This is a genomic window from Haloferax prahovense (genome assembly GCF_000723845.1).
In the GTDB taxonomy this organism is placed as follows: Archaea; Halobacteriota; Halobacteria; order Halobacteriales; family Haloferacaceae; genus Haloferax; species Haloferax prahovense.
This window is the reverse complement of record NZ_LK053000.1, coordinates 1,793,520-1,808,754: the sequence shown is the minus strand read 5'-3', so window position 1 is coordinate 1,808,754 and position 15,235 is coordinate 1,793,520. Positions and strand designations below refer to the sequence as shown.

The 15,235-nt window shown below is 67.9% G+C and carries 13 protein-coding genes; 7 read left to right on the top strand and 6 right to left on the bottom strand.

From position 1 onward, the window contains the following. Window positions 1-84 precede the first annotated feature (84 nt). Window positions 85-1,155 (bottom strand): TrmB family transcriptional regulator, encoded by a 1,071-nt coding sequence (locus BN984_RS09100; RefSeq protein ID WP_008091840.1) that lies wholly within the window; start codon window positions 1,153-1,155, stop codon window positions 85-87. A gap of 5 nt (window positions 1,156-1,160) precedes the next feature. Beyond that, a complete protein-coding gene (locus BN984_RS09095) occupies window positions 1,161-3,344 on the bottom strand; it encodes an alpha-amylase family glycosyl hydrolase (RefSeq protein ID WP_049968073.1) in 2,184 nt (727 codons plus the stop codon). A 104-nt stretch (window positions 3,345-3,448) separates the two neighbouring features. Between BN984_RS09095 and BN984_RS09090 the strand changes: the two genes are divergently transcribed. Next, entirely contained in the window at window positions 3,449-5,455 is a 2,007-nt protein-coding gene (locus BN984_RS09090) for a glycoside hydrolase family 15 protein (protein ID WP_008091837.1), read from the top strand. A gap of 63 nt (window positions 5,456-5,518) precedes the next feature. Here the strand turns inward: BN984_RS09090 and BN984_RS09085 are convergent, their stop codons facing one another. Continuing rightward, window positions 5,519-6,658: an ABC transporter ATP-binding protein gene (locus BN984_RS09085; RefSeq protein WP_008091835.1), complete on the bottom strand. Its 1,140-nt coding sequence runs from the start codon at window positions 6,656-6,658 to the stop codon at window positions 5,519-5,521. A gap of 229 nt (window positions 6,659-6,887) precedes the next feature. On the opposite strand from BN984_RS09085, the gene BN984_RS09080 reads away from it, so the two are divergent. Genes BN984_RS09080 through BN984_RS09070 form a run of 3 tightly spaced genes read left to right on the top strand, consistent with a single transcriptional unit; the run spans window position 6,888 to window position 10,194 of the window. Continuing rightward, window positions 6,888-8,180: a substrate-binding domain-containing protein gene (locus tag BN984_RS09080; protein ID WP_081909187.1), complete on the top strand. Its 1,293-nt coding sequence runs from the start codon at window positions 6,888-6,890 to the stop codon at window positions 8,178-8,180. A gap of 5 nt (window positions 8,181-8,185) precedes the next feature. After that, the gene (locus BN984_RS09075) at window positions 8,186-9,121 is read left to right on the top strand and encodes a carbohydrate ABC transporter permease (protein WP_004044370.1); all 936 of its coding nucleotides are present in this window, start codon (window positions 8,186-8,188) and stop codon (window positions 9,119-9,121) included. Then, complete coding sequence (locus BN984_RS09070) at window positions 9,118-10,194, top strand: sugar ABC transporter permease (protein WP_008091825.1); 1,077 nt, start codon at window positions 9,118-9,120, stop codon at window positions 10,192-10,194. The genes BN984_RS09075 and BN984_RS09070 overlap by 4 nt, the downstream gene beginning before the upstream one ends. A gap of 78 nt (window positions 10,195-10,272) precedes the next feature. Here BN984_RS09070 and BN984_RS09065 read toward each other — a convergent pair whose 3' ends face one another. Beyond that, complete coding sequence (locus BN984_RS09065) at window positions 10,273-10,818, bottom strand: ester cyclase (RefSeq protein WP_244877456.1); 546 nt, start codon at window positions 10,816-10,818, stop codon at window positions 10,273-10,275. A 301-nt stretch (window positions 10,819-11,119) separates the two neighbouring features. Between BN984_RS09065 and BN984_RS09060 the strand changes: the two genes are divergently transcribed. Both BN984_RS09060 and BN984_RS09055 read left to right on the top strand, forming a co-directional pair. Further along, complete coding sequence (locus BN984_RS09060) at window positions 11,120-11,710, top strand: 50S ribosomal protein L15e (RefSeq protein ID WP_004973253.1); 591 nt, start codon at window positions 11,120-11,122, stop codon at window positions 11,708-11,710. Window positions 11,711-11,829: 119 nt separating this feature from the next. Beyond that, a complete protein-coding gene (locus tag BN984_RS09055) occupies window positions 11,830-12,063 on the top strand; it encodes a hypothetical protein (RefSeq protein WP_004973256.1) in 234 nt (77 codons plus the stop codon). Window positions 12,064-12,118: 55 nt separating this feature from the next. Here the strand turns inward: BN984_RS09055 and BN984_RS09050 are convergent, their stop codons facing one another. Continuing rightward, window positions 12,119-12,466 carry a rhodanese-like domain-containing protein gene (locus tag BN984_RS09050; protein WP_049968071.1) on the bottom strand — a complete coding sequence of 116 codons (348 nt, stop codon included), beginning with the start codon at window positions 12,464-12,466 and terminating at the stop codon, window positions 12,119-12,121. Window positions 12,467-12,601: 135 nt separating this feature from the next. Here BN984_RS09050 and ubaA point away from each other — a divergent pair, with 135 nt between their 5' ends. Next, the gene (gene ubaA, locus BN984_RS09045; RefSeq protein ID WP_049968070.1) at window positions 12,602-13,414 is read left to right on the top strand and encodes an SAMP-activating enzyme E1; all 813 of its coding nucleotides are present in this window, start codon (window positions 12,602-12,604) and stop codon (window positions 13,412-13,414) included. Between the two features lie 47 nt (window positions 13,415-13,461). Here ubaA and BN984_RS09040 read toward each other — a convergent pair whose 3' ends face one another. Beyond that, entirely contained in the window at window positions 13,462-15,120 is a 1,659-nt protein-coding gene (locus BN984_RS09040) for a methyl-accepting chemotaxis protein (protein WP_049968069.1), read from the bottom strand. Between the last annotated feature and the right edge of the window lie 115 nt (window positions 15,121-15,235).

Sequence of the window (15,235 nt, the reverse complement as noted above, 5' to 3'; positions counted from 1 at the left end):
AATAGTTCGGTGGCGGGCCTGCGAACGTCCCACATGGCCGCCGATGTGGGCGGTCTCGGAAGAACAGGAACGGACTCGGGGAGGCTACTCGACCGCCGTGAACTCGACGGCGTCGGCCTCGAAGTCTTCGACGAACGCGCCCTGTCCGCCGATGCTGTAGGTCCCCTCGTCCGTCTCGACGACGAAGGCGTTCTCGACCGGGAAGGAGTTGTTCGCGGGTTCGAGGAGGCCCTGTCGGATATCGACCACGCGGCCGTGGAGTTCGGTCGGGCCGTCGGTGTGGACCATCCGCCCGCTGACGCTCACGTCGAGGTCGATGCCCGCGCGGTCGCAGAGCGCCGCTTGGAGGACGGCGTGACGGAAGTTGTGGTACATCGCCGGGAGCGGGTCGGGTTCGGTCGTGTACGCCTCGGCCGCCATCGGCCAGTAGTTCCCGAAGAAAGAGCCGACGATGACCGGGCCGAGGTGCGGTTGGGCGAAGACGATGGCCTGCGACTCGGAGTTCGACCGGGCGACCATCTCACCGGGGGAGATGAGCCCCGCTCGCGAGTCGACGGTGAGCATCGTGGGCATGAGTTCGTGCCAGACGCGCACCAGCGAGGCCACGCCGTCGAGCGCGAGGTCGTCGTGCGGTTCGACCCCGCTGACGACGAGCGAGACGAGCACGCCGCGCTCGCGGGCGGCCCGAAGTTCGTCTTCGACCTCGTCGAGCACGTCGTAGGGGAGCGACAGCGTGATTTCGGACTCGGCGCGGCCGACGAGTTCGCCGATGCGCTTGAGCACCGTCACGCGGGACTTGATGACCTCGAAGCGCTCTTGGTCGCGGGCGGTGGCCGTGTAACGCTCCTCCAGTGCGGGGCGCATGGACTCGACACTCTCGGAGAGCGACTCGATGACCTCCATCGGCGGCAGCGGCCGAATCGTGGTCGGCACGACGTGGTCGTTGACCTCCACGAACCCACGCGATTCCAGTTCCTTGCTCACGCTGTAGACGTAGCGCTTGGAGACGCCCGCCGCGTCGGCGATCTGGCTCGCCTTCGCCTCCCCGAGTTCGAGCAGCGTCAGGTACGTGTCGACGACCTTCTCTGAGAGCCCGAACTGCTCGAGGAGGTCGGCGAGTTCCCGGTCGTCCATGCTCGGACTGTCATCGACCATGATACTTAATGGCTCGAATCGCCGGCGGCGCGGAGGACGACTGCGTCGGCGACGGTGACGCGAGCGCCCCCGTCGCCCCCGGCCGCGCCGCCAGCGTCGACTCGCTCGCCCGTCAGGAGGTCGGTCCCCTCGACTTCCGCGCCGAGTTCGACGGTCGTCGGCGCTCCGGCGAAGTTCAGGACGACGACGAGTCGGTCGGTACCGTCGTCGCGGGCGAACGCGACCACGCGGTCGGACTCGACGCCGCCGTTTCCGGCGGGAGCAACGCTGGCGGGGACGGGTTCGACGTCGCCGACGCGGAGCACTTCGTGGGCGTCGCGGAGACGGGAGAGCCGCCGGTGGAACTCCACGAGGTCGGTGTCGGCGTCGTACCAGCGCATCGTCCCGCGCTGGGCTTCGACGCCGGTCTCCTGCCCGTAGTACATCATCGGCGCGCCGGGGAGTGTGAACGTCGCGGCCGCGGCCGCCCGGAGCGCGTCCTCACCGACTTCGCTCCGGTAGCGCTCCTCGTCGTGATTCTCGATGTACCGGAGTTGCACGGCGTCGTCGGGGAAGCCGTGCCAGCGGGCGTCGGCGACGGCGTCGAGGACGGCCGTCGCCGGCTTCTCGCCCGCGCCGACGTCGCGGAGCGACCCGTACAGCGTCGTGTCGTAGTGGGCGTCGAACTCGGTCTCGTGGTACGCGGGGTCCCGCGGGATGGTCTCGTCGAGGAGCAGGAAGTCGGGGTCGTCGGCTTTCACCCGGTCGCGGACCTCCTTCCAGAAGCCGTGGGGGACGCCCCACGCGACGTCGCAGCGGAAGCCGTCGACGACGGCGGCCCACTCGGAAACCACGTCGAGCATCCACGACCGGACCGCGGGCGAGTCGTAGTCGAGGTTCGGGATGCGCGTCCAGTTGAAGTAGTGTTCCGCCGCGCCGGGGCCGCCCCAGTCGACCTCGGAGGGGTCCTCGGGCTCGGGGACGCGGGCGTAGTGGTCCTCGTAGCCGGGGACGCCGGTCGAGTGGAACTGGAACGCCGGGTGGTCCCGCGACGTGTGGTTGATGACGAGGTCGAAGACGACGCGGATGCCGGCGTCGTGACAGCGGTCGACGAGCGCCTCGAAGTCGCCGCGCGTGCCGAGGTCCGAGGCGGTCTCGAAGTAGTCGGTGACGTGGTAGCCGTGGGTCGTGTGGCTCTCCAGTATCGGCGTGAGCCACAGGCAGTCGACGCCGAGCGATTCGAGGTAGGGAACTCGCCGGGCGAGCTCGTCGAACGTCGGGTCGGGCGTCTCGCCGACGAACGACCGGACGAACACCTCGTAGACGGTCGCGTGGTGCGCCCATTCGGGCGCGTCGCCGGGGCGCGAGACGGCGAGGCCAGCGAGGCCGGAACCGGTTTCGTCGCCCGCACCCCCGGGGTTCACGACCAGCGTGTCGAGAACCGAGTGCCGGACGGACGACTCTCCCGACTCGGTCGTCGTCTGGACCGCGACGGCGTGGACGCGGACCGGCTCCGACGAGTCGAACTCGCGGAGCGTTTCGACCGGGACGCGCAGGCTGTCGCCATCGACCTCGCAGTCGCCCGGTTCGAGCGGGTCGCGGCCGTCGAACAAGAACTCGACGGCGAGCGTCGCCGACCCGGCGTCGGGCGCGGGTTCCGCGTCCGCGACGACGACCAGTTCGTCGCTGCCCGCCTGTTCGGCCCGCGTGTCGAGTCGAACCCGCGGGCGGCCCGGTCCGGGGACTTCGACGTCGCCGCGGACCTGCTCCGCGAGGTCATCGTGCGGGGCGAATCCGAACGGGTGTGTGCCCGGCGGGAGCGCCACGTCGAGGGCGTAGTCGTCGCCGACACGGCGCGGGCGGTCGCGGCCGACGAGGCGGTCGTTGAACGGGCCGATGACGGACACCTCGTCGGGTGACGCGGGTTCGAGGTCGGCCGCGGGGACCGCCATCGTCGCCGGGCGGCGGTCGTCGGGGAAGGCGCGAACGGTCTGTTCGTGGCGGCCGTCGGGCGCGTCGAGTTCGAGACGGTACGTGCCGGGAACGTCGGGGGCGAGGTGGACGACCGGCCCGGAGCCGACCGCGACGGCGCTCTCTTCGGGCGCGTCGAGAACGCGCCAGCGGTACGTTTCGCCGCCGTTCGGGGCTCTCGGGGCAAGTTCGACGGGGCGGCCGATCGTCGTGACTCGCGGCGGACCGGGGTGATGCATACCACCTCTCCGGGGAGGGGGGCCCTTACCGTTTCGAAACGGCATGAAAGTTTGAAGGAACATTACACCAAGATTATTATCTGCGGGGGTCCCACGACTCAGCAATGCAACTACGCGACGCGCTGGCCGACTACAAGCGGCACGCAGACCACCCGACTCGGTTCCCGGGCGAGCGACGGACGACGAGCGGCCTGTTTTCGGGTCTCGAAAGCCGATTAGTCCACGTCGAGACCGACGGCTCGCTCCGCGACTTCGGCTACCCGCTGTCCGGGCTCTGGGGCGTCGAGCGCTCCCGGTTCGGCGTCCGCCCCGTCGGCGACGAGACCGGCGTCCACTGGTTCGACGAGGGCGCGAGCCAGTCGTACGCGGGCGACGGCGCGCTCGTCGTCACCGAACACGAGACGCCCCACGGCGGCGTGACGCAGTACGACCTGGGGGTCGGCGACGGCCACGTCAGCCGGTTCGAGACCGACGCCGACGTGGAGCTCGTCGCCTTCGTCCACTTCCAGCCGGACGGTCGCGACACGCTCGTCGGGCAACTGACCCACGGCGACGCCGTCGAGGCCTACCACGCCGAGGAACACGACTTCCTCGCGTCGTCGCCGGGGTTCGAACACGTCGAGGGGCGCGTGCCCGAGGGCTTCGACGAACTGCTCTCGGAGGGCGAGGTCGAACTGCCGCGACCCCGCACCGACGACTGCTACGAGGAGGGCCAACTGAGCGGCGCGGTCGTCGGGACGGTCCCGTTCGAGGCGGGCGCGGCCGCCGTCGGCCACCTGCTCACCGACGACACCGAGACGGACCGCGAGAACGCGCTGGACCGCGTCCGCGACCTCGTCGCCCGCGACCTCGACGACCTCCGCGAGCGCACCGCAGGACAGGTCGAAGGCGCGGTCCCCGACCACCCCGAATCGGCGGCGATGCACGACGACATTCGCGTGCTCTCGCTGCTTTCGGGCGCGCTCGGTCTCCGTATCGCCGGCCCCGACTTCGACCCCTACTACGCCTACTCGGGCGGCTACGGCTACACGTGGTTCCGCGACGACGCCGAAATCTCGACGTTCCTCTTCGAGTCCGACGAGCGGCTCGACCTCGGCCTCGGCGCGTGGCACGAGCGGAGCGCCCGCGCCTACTGCCGCACCCAGCGCGAGGACGGCTCGTGGCCCCACCGCGTCTGGCCCTTCGACGGCTCGCTCGCGCCCGGCTGGGCGAACGCGCGCCTCGAATCCGGCGACGACGCGGACTATCAGGCCGACCAGACCGGGAGCGTCATCGCCTTCCTCGCGGCCTACCACGACCGCTGTGCCGACGACGACCTCCGCGCCGACATCGAAGAGACGCTCGCGAGCGCCCTCGACAGCCTCGACGACACCCTCGGCGACGACGGCCTCCCGGTCGACTGCCAGAACGCGTGGGAGAACATGACCGGCCGGTTCAGCCACACCGCGGCGACGTTTCTCGAAGCCTACGCCGAACTCGCGCTGTCTGACCTCGACTCGGCGCTGACCGACCGCGCCGCAGCGCGCGCCCGGGAGGTGTACGAGGGCATCGACCACCTCTGGAGCGAGGGCCGCGGCTGTTACGCCCTCCGCGTCGCCGACGGCGAACTCGACGACCGCTACGACTCCGCCGCGCTCGCGCTCGCGTCGGCCCACCGGACCTACGACCGACTCGAAACTGTCGACGACGACCGGCTGGACCGGCTCGTCCGCCACGTCGAGTCCGTCTTCGACGGGCTCTGGCACGACCCCGACGACAGCGACGTGAAGGGACTCGTCCGCTTCGAGGGCGACGACTGGCGGATGCGCGAGCAGTCCTCCGAGAAGATTTGGACCGTCTCGACCGCGTGGGGCGCGAACGCCGGCGTCGAACTCGCCGCCCTGCTGGCCGAACACGGCGACGACCGGGCTGAGGAGTTCGCCGACGAGGGCCGGGCGCTTCTCGCCCTCGTCCTCCCCGACGGCCCGCTGTGCACCGACGAGGGCTACCTCGCGGAGCAGTTCTTCGACGACGGCACGCCCGACAGCGCGACGCCGCTCGGCTGGCCGCACGCGCTCCGGCTGGCGACGCTGGCGACGCTCCGCGCCGACGACGCCTTCGACGGGGAGTAAGTCGGCGGCGACGCGGCTGTCGAACAGCGCGGGACCGCCGCGAGAAAACAGCGAACTACTTCTTCACGCCTGCTGCGTCGGGGCCGCGCGCCGCTTAGACTCGCGGTAGAGGAGCGACTCGCCGGTCCGCGGGTGGAAGACGTGGAGGTCCGACTCGTCGAAGGTGACGCCGACCGTCTCGCCCGTCTCGGGTTCGATGTCCGAGTCGACGCGGGCGATGAAGTCGGGGCCGATGTCAAGGTGGAGGTAGTTGTCCGAGCCGATGGGCTCGACGACGCCGACGGTCGAGTCGACGACGTTCTCGCCGGACGAGGCCGTCACCACGTCCTCCGGGCGGACGCCGACGCGGAGGTCGGCCGCGTCGGTGGCCTCGCGGAGCGTCGCCGAGAACGACTCGGACAGGCGGTAGGAGAAGGGACCGTCGCCGACGAGGACGAGGCGGTCGCCCTCGCGTTCGACCGACACGTCGAGAAAGTTCATCGAGGGCGAACCGACGAAGCCGCCGACGAACTCGTTGGCGGGGTTCTCGTACACGTCCTTCGGGCGGCCGACCTGCTGGAGCTTTCCGTCGTTGAGGATGACGATTTTGTCGCCCATCGTCATCGCCTCCTCCTGGTCGTGCGTGACGTACAGCGAGGTGATGCCGAGCTCGTTCTGGAGGCGCTGAATCTCGGTCCGCATCGTGGTGCGGAGCTTCGCGTCGAGGTTCGAAAGCGGCTCGTCGAAGAGGAACACGTCGGGTTCGCGGACGATGGCGCGGCCGAGCGCGACCCGCTGTTTCTGCCCGCCGGACAGCTCGTCGGGCTTGTCGTCGAGGAGGTTCTCGATGCCCATCATCGCCGCCGTCTCGCGGACGCGCTCGCGGCGCTCGTCCTTCGAGAGGTCGGTGCTCATCCGCAGGCCGAACGCCATGTTCTGCATGACGGTCTTGTGCGGGTACAGCGCGTAGTTCTGGAACACCATCGCCACGTCGCGCTTGCGGGCGTGCTGGTCCGTGACGTCCTCGCCGCCGATTCGAATCGTGCCGCCGGAGGGCGATTCCAGCCCCGCGACCATGCGGAGCGTCGTCGACTTCCCGCAGCCTGACGGGCCGACGACGGTGATGAACTCGCCGTCCTCGACGTCGAGCGAGAGGTCCTCGACGGCGACGACGCGACCCCGGTCGTACTCCTTGCGAAGCGCTTCGAGCGTGAGACGTGCCATTACTCTCTGTCTAGCCCCATCGTCCATAATCGTTTTCCTATTTTCTGAATTTGTGATGCAATAGTTCGTATTATATTTTATCACTTGTTTTTGGCATTCAGAGGTCCTCTCTACCCGATATGGTGAATCGCACCCGACCACTGGAGTGGCAATTTTCTCCGCGAATGCGGCCGTCATTCCGAACTATTAAATATATGAACACATAGTTCATCATAGATTCGTTATGCCAATGAACCGCCGCACAATCCTGAAGCAACTGGCAGGCACGACGGCCGTCGGCGCACTCGCAGGGTGCGTGGGCGTGTCGGAGACCGATTCGACGCAGACGCCCGAACAGAGCGGTGCGGAGGGCGACGACGGTGGCGAAGAGACCACCGCGGGAGCGGAGACCGAGTCCGCGGGCCCGAGCGGGACGTTCACGCTCTGGCACCAGCGCGCGGAAGCCGAGAAGAAGGCGCTCGAAGCCAACGCCGAGACGTTCACCTCGGAGACGGCTCACACGGCCAACCCCGCCGAAATCGCCGACCTCCGGAAGAAGACGACCTCCGCCATCCCCGCCGGGCAGGGCGCGGGCATGTTCGACTGGGCCCACGACTGGACCGGCGAGTACTACCAGAACGGCTTCCTCTCGGACCAGAGCGACCAGCTGGACGTTGACCTCTCGGTCTACACCCGCCCCGCACAGGAGGCGGTCCAGTTCGACGGCGCGACCGTCGCGCTCCCCTACGCGGCCGAGACCGTCGGCCTCATCTACAACAAGGAGATGGTGGACGAAGCGCCCGAGACCATCGCCGACATGAAAGCCATCATGGAGGAGTACCACGACCCCGAAAACGGGATGTACGGCCTCAGCTACCCGCTGAACGCCTACTTCATGAGCGCGTGGGCGCACGCCTTCGGCGGCTACTACTTCGACGAGTCGAACGTCGAACTCGGCCTGTCGAACGAGGCGACCCTCGACGGGTTCCAGTTCATCCTCGACAACTTCGTCCCGTACCAGCCGAAGGACACGGGCTACGACCCGCAGGCGGCCGTCTTCCTCGAGGGCAACGCGCCCTTCGCCATCAACGGGCCGTGGTTCCTCGGCGACGTTCGCTCCAACGACATCGACGCCGGCATCGCCCGGCTCCCCTCGCCCGAGGGCGACGCCGAGCCCAAGCCGTACACGACGGTCAAGCAGCTCTATTTCACCTCGACGCTGGAGGGCGACGAGGCGACGGCGGCGGCGTCCCGCGCGTTCGCCGAGTGGTACACGACGAACACCGACGTGCTCTCGGCGAACGCCGAGGAGTTCGGCTACATCCCGGTCCACAAGGAACTCGCCACGAGCAGCGACCTCCCCGAGGCCGTCCAGGGCTTCTCGGAGTCCGTCTCGCTCGGCACGCCCATCCCGACGCACCCGAACATGGGCGACGTGTGGGGGCCGCTCGAAGACGCCTTCAACAGCGTGAAAAACGGCGACGCGGAACTCGAACCCGCGTTCACGAAGGCCGAAGAAAACATCCGGTCTAACTGGGAGTAAGGACGATGAGCGTCGTCGACAGCGCCGTCGAGCGCGTCGCGGACAGCCCGGTCGTGAGCAAGGACGACCTGCCCTTGCTGTTGGTACTGCCGGGGCTGTTCGTCTTCCTCGCGTTCATGCTCTTTCCCGTCCTGTACCTGGTGTATCTCTCGTTCACCAACGCGGAGCCGGCCACGCTGTTCCAGGGCAAAGAGCAGTGGGTCGGCCTCGCCAACTACGTGACGGTCCTCTCGGACGGTCAGTTCTGGAATTCGATGGGCGTGACGTGGCTGTTCGTCGCCACGTCGGTCGCGCTCAAGGTGCTCGTCGGCCTCGGCATCGGGCTCGTGGTGACCGGCGAGCGCGTCCGCGGCAAGCGGTTCATGCGCGCGCTCATCATCATCCCCCTCGGCCTGCCGGGCATCTTCACCATCACCATCTGGCGCGGCATCTTCAGTTCGGCCGAGTTCGGCCTCGCCAACCAGTTCCTCCGGATGGCCGGCCTCGACTCCATCGCCTGGCTCTCCGAGCGCTGGATGGCTTTCCTCGCCTACAACGTCACCGAGGCGTGGCTGGCGTACCCGTTCATGGTCATCATCACCGTGAGCGCCCTGCAGGACGTTTCCGAGGAGCTCCACGAGGCGGCGATGATAGACGGCGCGGGCTTCTTCGCCCGCTTCCTGCACGTGACGCTTCCCTCTATCAAGCGCCCCGTGCTGTTCGCCTCGATTCTCACGGCCGCGGCGTCGTTCCAGCAGTTCCTCATCCCGTACGTGTTCAATCAGGGCGGGCCGTCGCGGACGAACGAACTGCTCATCGTCTACGGCTACCGCGAGGCGTTCCGCTTCCAGAAGTACGGTGAGGGCGCGGCGATCATGCTCGTCGCCGTGGCCGTCATCGGCGTCTTCATGATGCTGAACGTCAAGAAGGGACAGCTCGCCGACGGGGTGGACGACGCATGAGCGTCATCTCCGACATCGCGGCCGAGCTCGCCGACGACGCGCGGACCGCCGCGATGGCTCCCGTCGAGTCGGTCAAGGACGCCAAGTACACCCTCGAAGGCATCCGCGAGGGGCGCGTCAGCCCCGCGACGGTGCTGAAGACCGCCGGCATCACCCTCGGTGCCGCGGTCGTCGTCGCGCTCCTGTTGTTCCCGCTGTACTGGGTCGCCGTCGGGGCCTTCTCGGGCACCGGCGCGTCGCTGTACTCGTCGAGCGGGATTCGCCTGTGGCCGGCCGACCCGACCATCGAGCCGTTCCTGTGGGTCATCGGCGACCTCATCGTCCCGAGCTACCGCATCAGCCTCGGCCTCGGCGGCTACGAGGTGTTCCTGCAGACGCCCGAACTGACGTTCCTCGACGTGTCGCAGTACGGGGTCACCGAGACCTCCGAGTTCAAACGGTTCTTCGCGAACAGCCTCACCGTGGCGATTCCGACGGTGATACTGGCGATGTGTCTCATCGTCCCCAGCGCGTACGCGCTGTCGCGCCGGCAGTTCATCGGGCGCTCGAAGGTGCTGTACGGCTACGTGCTGTTCACCCAAATCGGCGGCGGGCTTGGCGTCGCGCTCCTCATCGCGCTGTACGCCCTGTTCGTCCAGTTCGGGTTCAACGACAGCAAGCTCGCGCTGTCGGCGTACTACGCCGCCACCGCGGTCCCGTTCAACACGTGGCTGCTGAAGACGTACATGGACGGGATTCCCGTCTCCTACGAGGAGGCCGCGATGATGGACGGCGCGCCGTCGTGGAAAATCGTCACCGAAATCATCCTCCCCCTGTCGAAGGCGGGGCTGGCGACGGTGTTCATCTTCACCTTCCTCACCGGATGGACCGAGTTCGTCGTCGCCCAGACGCTGCTTTCGACGGATAACTACACCCTGCCCGTCGGACTGTACTCGCTCGTCGGCCGGTACTCCATCCCGTGGGCCCGGTTCTCGGCGTTCGCGCTGACGTTCGCCGCGCCGATTATGCTCATCTACCTGTTCGCACAGCGCTACATCGAAGGTGGCCTGTCGTTCGGTGGGATGGAAGGCTAAACGCGGCGACTCGCTCGGATTCTTTTTTCACCGGTCGTCGATTCGGCTGGTACCAACGCGCCGTGAGAGCGACCGGTCTCACAGCCCGCCGCGGAGCTTTCCGGCGACGAGCCTCGGTACCTGTCGAATCACCGTGGGGAACGTCAGTCCGAGTTGTTCCGCCACTTCTCGCATGTCGAAGTACGCGCGGTGTTCGCCGATGTAGTCCCCGTCGAGACGGAGCACCGAGACGACCCGAATGTCAATCGTCCGGCCGGTCGGCGGGAGACCGTCGAGGGGGCCGTCGTGCGTTCCCGTCAACCGGGCTTCGTACATCACGACGCCGTCGCCGGCGAGCAGTTCGAGGACCGTAATCTCGAAATCTGGATAGCCGGTCGTCACTCCCTCGACGAACTGTCGGAGACCGTCGCGCCCGTGGACCTCGCGCTTCGGTCCGGGAATTCCCTCCGCCGGGGCGGCCGGGTCGTACATCACGAACGACTCCGAGACCAGCCGCGGAATTGCGGCGTAGTTCCGGGTGTTCCACAGTTCGACGTATGCGTCCGCGAACTCGGTGGCACTCCCGCCGGGGAGCATCGGTCCCGCGTCTATCGTCTCCTTCCCCCGCGTATCTGCGTCGGTCATGACCCCTCTCCACCGCGAATATTGATGTGTGGTAGCATATGTGTTCCTGTGAGGGTCGCCACGACGCCTCGACGGTATGGAAGGGCAACAGCTGATTCCCCTTCAACAGCCACGAGAACCGCGTGTGTCACTACCGCATGCCAGTTCCCAATCCGAAGTCCTTAACCCTCCCCTGTTGGTAGTTCCGCCAACTCGCTGGCAATGCGGGCACGCCAGAGGGCACCCGTCACGAACGGGACGAAATGTGGTCTCAGGGGAGTACCCCGACGGACTGAATCGCAAGCGCCCGCGGTGATATACAATGGCACGAAGCTTCTATTCCCACATCAAGGAAGCGTGGAAGACCCCGAAGGAAGGCAAGCTGGCCGAACTCCAGTGGCAGCGAAAACAGGAGTGGCGCGAGCAGGGCGCTATCGAGCGCATCGAGCGCCCTACCCGCCTCGACAAGGCCCGTGAGCTCGGCTACAAGGCCAAGCAGGGCATCGTCGTGGTCCGCGTCTCCGTCCGCAAGGGCGGCGCGCGCAAACAGCGCCACAAGGCCGGCCGCCGCACGAAGCGCCAGGGCGTCAACCGCATCGGCCGCCGCAAGTCCATCCCGCGCATCGCGGAGGAGCGCGCCTCTCGCAAGCACCCCAACCTGCGCGTGCTGAACTCCTACGGCGTCGGACAGGACGGCTCCCAGAAGTGGCAGGAAGTCATCCTCGTCGACCCCGAGCACCCGGCCATCCAGAACGACGACGACCTCAACTGGATCTGCGACAACACCCACGACGGCCGCGCCTTCCGCGGTCTCACCAACGCGGGCAAGAAGAACCGCGGTCTCCAGAACCGCGGCAAGGGCACGGAGCACATCCGTCCGTCCATCCGCGCCGGCAACGGCCGCGGCAAGTAACGCCCCGCGCACCGCGCCAATCTTCTCTCTTTATCCACCGCCGAGCAGCGGCTTCGTCTCCGTCGGAATCGACGGCCCGTACGCTTATTTCGGTCGGTCAGAACTACTGACGCGACTGCATGGTCAGTATCGAAATCAGCGGGCCGCTGCTCCTCGCCGCCGCGGTCCTCGGGGCGGCGTGGATATACCGGGACGCGAAGCGCCGCGCGATGGACACGGCGGACATGTGGGCCGTCGGGTTCTTCGTCGCGTTCGTCCTCCTGCCGGTGCTCGGCGGTCTCGCCGTCTTCGTCTTCTACCTCCGAAACCGGAACCGGCGGCGGGGGTCGCCCGTCACGGTTCCCGGGGCGTAGATTCGGGCGTCGCTCTGCGAGTCGAGATGAGCCGTCGTGAAAATCCGTCGGCGACTCAGAACGGCGACGTGGGTCCGAGGTCCGCCTCGCCCTCGGACCCGTCTTCGACCGCGCCGTCCCACGCGTCGAAGCCGCCGCGGAGGCTGGACACGTCGGCGTCGACGTTGTCGTCCAGCACCGAGGCGACCTGCTTCGAACTCTTGCCGACGTAACACGAGACGACGACCTCGGCGGGCCACTCGCGGTCGAACACCTCGGGCTCGAGCGTCGCCGCCGGGAGGTTCTCCGAATCGGGGATGTGTCCGGACGCGTACGACGAGGGGTCTCGGATGTCGACGACGGCGATGTCTTCGTCGTCGGCCAGTCTCTCGCGTAGTTCGTCGGGCGTCGTCTCGGCGACCATACCCGACGTGACGGGCGGAGCGTCAAAGGCGCGTCGCTTCCGGCGATGCCGTCGTCGGAGACGGCGGTCTGAGCGTCGAGGAACGGGGCGCGCCCGTGCCGCGGCTTTATTCGGGGTCGACGCCAACCTCGGGATATGACGCTCTCACTCGACGCCACCCAGTTGGACCGCTACTCGCGGCACATCATCATGGACGAGGTCGGCCCGGAGGGCCAAGAGCGACTGCTCTCGGCGCGGGTCGTCGTCGTCGGCGCGGGCGGATTGGGCGCGCCGGCCATCGAGTACCTCGCGGCGGTCGGCGTCGGCGAACTCGTCGTCGTCGACGACGACGTGGTCGAGCGGAGCAACCTCCAGCGACAGGTCATCCACCGCGACGACGACGTAGGGGTGGCCAAAGCCGAGAGCGCCGCCGCGTTCGTCCGCGGGCTCAACCCCGACGTGTCGGTCGAACCGGTCGAGACGCGGGTCGATAAGTCGAACGTCCACGAGGTCGTCGCGAGCGCGGACGTGGTGGTCGACGCCTCGGACAACTTCCCGACGCGCTACCTCCTCAACGACGTCTGTCGCTTCGAGGGAATCCCGCTGGTCCACGGCGCGATATACAAGTTCGAGGGGCAGGCGACGACGCTCGTCCCCGAGGGGCCGTGTTACCGATGTCTGTTCGCCGAAGCGCCCGAACCGGGGACCGTCCCCGACTGCGCGACGACCGGCGTCCTCGGTGTTCTCCCCGGCACGGTCGGCTGTATTCAGGCGACGGAAGCGATGAAAATCCTCCTCGACGAGGGCGAGGTGCTCGACGGCCGGCTCCTGTTTTACGACGCCATGGATATGACGTTCGAGACGGTCCCGTACCGGAAGAACCCGGACTGCCCCGTCTGCGGCGAGGGCGGCGTCGACTCCATCGAGGACATCGATTACGTCGAGAGCTGCGCAATCAGTCTCGACTGAGAAGAGAACTCCAACGCGGCGTCGTCGAACGCCCCGAGTCGGTCGCGCTACCGGTCGAACTGGAACCCGCCGAACTCGTCCGCAGAGCCGCCGTCGGTCGCCGCGCGGACCGAGTCGGCGTCCGCGCCGTCGACCACCTCGTCGAAGTCCATCGCGTCCAGTTCCTCGACCGCCGCCGCGTCGCCGCCGACGAGGGCGTCCACCCGGTCGGCGAGCGCGTCGAGCGCGACCGTCTGGTCGGCCGTCGCGTCGGTGATGTCGGTCGTCGACGCCTCGGCGGCGGTCGCGTGCTCTTGGGCCACCTGAATCGTGGTCGTGACCTCCTCGATGTTCGTCGCCTGCGAGTCGGTCGCGCGGGCGACCTCGGTGACGCCGTTGGCAGCGGAGTCCGCGGCGTCCGCGATTTCGGAGAGCGAGGCGAGCACGTCCTCGATTTCGCCGGAGGCGACCTGAATCTGCTCGTGGGACTGCTCGGAGGCCAGCACCGTCTCGTCGGCCTGCTCTTGAATCTCGGCGATGCTGTCGGCGATTTCCTCCGTGTGCTCGTGGGTCTGGTTCGCGAGCTGTTTGACCTCGTCGGCGACGACCGAGAAGCCCTCGCCCGCTTCGCCCGCGCGGGCGGCCTCGATGTTCGCGTTGAGCGCGAGCAGGTTCGTCCGGTCTGCGACCTCCGCGATGACCTCGACGACCTCCTCGATGACGACCATGCGCTGTTGGAGTTCGGTCACGCTGTCGAGCAGTTCGTCGGAGATGTCGATGACCTGGTCGGTCGCGCTCCGGATGCTCTGGCCGGCCTCCTGCCCGTTTTCGGCGGCCGCGCGGGCCTGGTTCGCCGCCGACGCGACCTCGTCGGAGGTGGCCGCTATCTCCTCCATGCTGGCCGAGAGGTCCTGCATCTCCTCTGCGCCCGTCGAGAGGAGGTCCGCCTGCTCCGTGACCTGCGACTCGATGTCGGTCGCGGCGGTCGCGGCCCGCTGAATCGCGCCGCCGAGGTCGGCCGTTGTGGCGTCGACCTCGCTGGCGAGGCGGTCGAACCGGGTCGCCATCTCGTTGAGGTCCGAGACGACCGCCAGCGTCTCGTCGTTGAGGACGCCACGGTCGTCCGCGAAGGACGCGCGGGCCGAGAGGTCGCCTGCCGTGAGGCTCCCGATGGTGGTCGAGACCTCGTCGACGAGCGCCTCGGACGCCCGCTGTTTCTCCACGGCGTCGGTCCGGTCGTGGACCGCCTCGACGACGCCGACCAGTTCGTCGCCCTCGAACAGCGGTTGGGCGGTGAAAGCGATGTGGCGGTCCGCGCCGTGTCGGTCGGTCATGGTACTGGTGTCGCGGTAGAGCCGGCTACCCTCGTCGACCACGTCGAGCCCGTGGACCTCGTCGGCGGTCCGCGGGTCGTCGAGCACCTTGTCGGCGAGCGTCTTCGCCCGCCGGCCGTCCGGGTAGAACAGTTCGCTCACGTGTTCCGACCCGAGCGCCTCCGCGGCGGGGACGCCCGTGAGCTTCGTAATCGGGTCGTTCCACGCGATGACGTGGCCGTCGGCGTCGAGGACGAACACCGGCATCCCTACGCCGTCGAGCAGAGCACCCGTGTCCAGTCGCTCCGCCGCCAGCGCGACCGTCCCTCGTTCGTCCGCCTGTGCGCCACCGTCGGTCCGCGTCCGAGCCCCGACCCCCGGGACCAGCGCCGCGAGTCGCGAAAGCAGGTCCATACGTCCACCTCACGCGGATTGCCGGTATAACGCTACGCTCTGAATTATCATATCTGAGATTTGACTGGTACAAAAGCGGTATCTCCTGGTGGACCCGGGTGTGGAAAACGGAACG